Source organism: Aeromonas simiae (assembly GCF_000820125.1).
Taxonomy (GTDB): Bacteria; Pseudomonadota; Gammaproteobacteria; order Enterobacterales; family Aeromonadaceae; genus Aeromonas; species Aeromonas simiae.
Map to the genome: position 1 here is coordinate 1 of NZ_CDBY01000053.1, position 3,426 is coordinate 3,426.

Genomic DNA, 3,426 nt, shown 5'->3' on the forward strand with positions numbered 1-3,426 from the left:
GTCGGGGTCGGGGTGGGCTTCATCGCCCTGGCCGGGGTGGCGGTGGAGACCGGCGTCTTGATGCTGGTTTACCTCAACCACGCCTGGGAGGCCCTGTGCGCGCGGCAGCGCCCGGATCGGAGCGGCCTGCACGACGCCGTCATCGAGGGGGCGGCCCTGCGCCTGCGCCCCAAGATGATGACGGTGGTGACCATCATCGTCGGCCTGCTCCCCATCATGTGGAGCCACGGCAGCGGCTCTGAGGTGATGCAGCGCATCGCCGCCCCCATGATCGGCGGCATGGTGAGCGCCCTGGTGCTGACCCTGCTGGTGTTGCCGGCCATCTACTTCCTGTGGCGCGGCCGTGGGCTGCCCGCAACCTCTGACCCGAAGGAGAAACAGTCATGACTCGTAATCTGCTCTGGCCGCTGCTGGCGGCCACCTTGACCCTGAACACCCAGGCCGCCGAGATGGACGGCATGAATCACCAAGCGATGAACCACCAGGCCATGCCCGCCATGGATCACGCCGCCATGAGTGAGCCGGCGAGCGGCGAGGTGCGCAAGATTGAGGGCAACAAGGTGACCCTCAAGCACGGTCCCCTCAAGGCGCTCGGCATGCCCGGCATGACCATGACCTTCGAGGCCGCCGATCCGGCCGAACTAACCGGCCTTAAGGTGGGGGACAAGGTGCACTTCACCCCCCGCTCAGAAGGGGGCAAGCTGGTGGCGGTGGGGATCAGTAAATCCTGAGATAAAGCAAAGGGGGCCACGGCCCCCTTTCTTTTTCCCTCTGCGTTGCCAAGAGCGCTCTTGGCCTGCCGGAGGGGGTATCCGCCCTTGGAGGCAAGCCGCGCTGTGCATTGCTGCATAGACAATGATGCGGTGCTTAATTTATTGATCTTGCTCGTAAAATAAACACGTCATCCTTCCTTCCCTCGTTGCGCTCGCTAAGATAGTCGTTTGAAGACCACACCTCGGAGCCCGGGATGCACCATGCCAGAGCCGTGTTAGTAAAAAGCGGCAAACCAGAGGTGGTCAGTCAGGGGCGATAGCTTTGCCGGCGATGGTCAACGCCCTCACTATTTTTCTATACCGTCGTCATGGCTGTACAAAAAGAAGAGGTTAAGCGAATACGCTTAGCCTCAGAGATAGGGATGTAAGTGGTTGATTTAATCTGTTATTTCTATCACCATATAGTGGTTCGTAGCGGAGTTAGATGGAAGGCGGTATTAATGTGTTAGTGCCGCCTTCCATCTAATCACTGTTAGCTGAAATAAGGGAGAATCAGAATGAATCGAAATCCCCCAACAGAAGTGAAGAGAATACTAAGAGAAGAGATTGGATTTGGATGCCCTGTGTCGGGTTGCGGGTTACCATATTTAGAATGGCATCATTTTGATCCTCCCTGGCATGTAACGAATCACCATAATCCTGAAGGAATGATTGCTTTATGCCGCACGCACCATATACAAGCAGATCATGGAGCATTTTCTGTGGAGCAGCTTCATGAGTTAAAGCAATCCGGCAAAGACAATTGGCGGCAAGTGAGCGGTAAATTTAATTGGATGAGAAACCGTCTTTTAGCTGTGGTAGGTGGAAACTTTTACTATGAAACCCCCGTCATTTTCAAATTTAAAGAACAGCCAATTATTTGGTTTGAACGAGACGAAAATAACTACTTACTATTAAATCTTCATATGCTTTCCACTAGCAATGATCCACGTGCTTATATAAAAAATAACGAATGGTATAACGTAGGAGGGGAAGAGGATATTGAGTGTCCGCCGTCAGCTAAAAAATTAAAAATAAAATATCCAAACGGCGATCTGGTTCAGATTGAATTTTTTGAACTTAATAATGTAGACGATGCTGAGAAGCGTTATCCTGATGCCAGAGTCAGAGAATGGCCGATAGAGCTTCCAGTTACTGCCGTTGAAGTCACAAATATTGTTGCCAATTCAGGATTAGAGTTTAATGCGAAAGAAACAAAGTTTGGTAACGGCAATGTTATGAAAAACTGCTTTGCATCCAATTGTGGAGCTGGTCTGGCAATCAGCTAACAAGCGGCTGTGAGGGACTGTATTACGCATGCGCTCCATGCAGCCCCAGAGCCGGGCGTTAGCTGTTCATCATAGAGAGAAAGTAATGAGCGAAGATATACACAACATGGAGCTGCGTGCAAAACTCACTGGCTATATCTGTACTCAGTATTCCTATTTTGACTATTTGGTTTCAAATGTAATCTGGCACATCCTGAAAATTGATAAACCTGTTGGTATGATAGTTACTGGCGCTATGGATATTCGACCCAAAATCGAAATGGCTATCTCTTTACTAGAACATCATGATATCGAAAACGAAATAAGGTCAACTTTACAAAAGTTCAAGAATAACGCCTCTAAGGAAAACGGATTCATTTCCAAACGAAACAAAATAGTGCACGGCATATTTTCAAGTCGCGAAGGTGATTCTGCGGTTATGGTGGAAGCTCATCGTAAGAAGTCACATAGAGAACGTCATGAAATGGATGTTGAATACATCCAGCAATGCTATGGTGAAATCGTAGCAGCAAATAATGAGCTTGTTCCTCTATTAGAAAGTAGAGGTATTAATGTGCACTAGCGTAGTGCTTGGCAGTATCAGCTAACAAGTCAATCAACTACGCGCCTTCGGCGCCGAACGCAGCAAAGCTGCGCCGGTTATTGAGGTGTTATGCATCTTAGGAGTGCAATGTGACAAAGGAAGTACTCAACTTATTCATGGCAGTCTTTTACATTGCAGTAATGGCTGGCGCTCTAGTTTTCGTTTTCTGGATGGCAATCCAGAAAAGAAAGAATATGGAAAGCATGAAAGGAAACATAAAGCAAAAACTTTTATCATCAGTTTCACTTTCCGCAAAAGACATTACATTAATTGGTCGTAGCTTCGACCTATCCCCTAAAAATAGTCGCGATGTAATTTATAGACTTTATGCTGAAATTGATGAGCCCACAACCTTTTCAGCATTAAAGACATTGGTAGTTGAAATCGAGAAAGAAGAACCCTTTGACGAGCTGCCTGACGAAGTAAAACCATCTCTCTCCAGACTGCTTAAAATTATTGAATCATCACAGGATGACTCAGATAAACATATTCTTCTACCAATAACATCAACGCTAAACAAATACACAGAACTCAAGTCAGAGCAAGAAAAAACAAAGAAACAGACAAACAGAGCATACATAATAACGATTATCAGCTTCGTAGTTGGAGCAATAAGCTTCTACTTTACGCTCAAGTCCCCATCAGATGTTGATATAAAAAGAGCAATGGAGCAGGTTCTAATTGAGCGCTCAGCCACCAACACCAACGAGCCGTAAGCATAACAATTGGTTCAAGTCGTTCGCTTCGCTCACTCGGGACCGGCTAAAACCGGCCCCTTAACCAAACCTGATTACCCATGATT

General features: G+C 47.6%; 5 protein-coding genes. All 5 read left to right on the forward strand.

All coding sequences use genetic code 11. The annotated features are described in order from the left end of the window. On the forward strand, window positions 1-387 hold a 387-nt coding region (locus BN1134_RS18885), incomplete at its 5' end, for an efflux RND transporter permease subunit (RefSeq protein ID WP_198133164.1). Further along, window positions 384-731: a copper-binding protein gene (locus tag BN1134_RS10100; RefSeq protein WP_198133165.1), complete on the forward strand. Its 348-nt coding sequence runs from the start codon at window positions 384-386 to the stop codon at window positions 729-731. The genes BN1134_RS18885 and BN1134_RS10100, both read left to right, overlap by 4 nt. A gap of 539 nt (window positions 732-1,270) precedes the next feature. Continuing rightward, window positions 1,271-2,041, forward strand: coding sequence for an HNH endonuclease family protein (locus BN1134_RS19700; protein ID WP_156991734.1), 771 nt, complete (start codon window positions 1,271-1,273; stop codon window positions 2,039-2,041). A gap of 85 nt (window positions 2,042-2,126) precedes the next feature. After that, window positions 2,127-2,603, forward strand: coding sequence for a hypothetical protein (locus BN1134_RS10105; RefSeq protein ID WP_042047023.1), 477 nt, complete (start codon window positions 2,127-2,129; stop codon window positions 2,601-2,603). 110 nt (window positions 2,604-2,713) lie between these two features. Then, window positions 2,714-3,340 carry a hypothetical protein gene (locus tag BN1134_RS18890; RefSeq protein WP_052449465.1) on the forward strand — a complete coding sequence of 209 codons (627 nt, stop codon included), beginning with the start codon at window positions 2,714-2,716 and terminating at the stop codon, window positions 3,338-3,340. The last annotated feature ends 86 nt before the right edge of the window (window positions 3,341-3,426 follow it).

Excerpts from the sequence above, each read along its gene's own strand:
- BN1134_RS10105 (WP_042047023.1), top strand. The coding sequence starts at position 2,127 with ATGAGCGAAGATATACACAACATGGAGCTGCGTGCAAAACTCACTGGC.
- BN1134_RS19700 (WP_156991734.1), top strand. The coding sequence starts at position 1,271 with ATGAATCGAAATCCCCCAACAGAAGTGAAGAGAATACTAAGAGAAGAG.
- BN1134_RS10100 (WP_198133165.1), top strand. The coding sequence starts at position 384 with ATGACTCGTAATCTGCTCTGGCCGCTGCTGGCGGCCACCTTGACCCTG.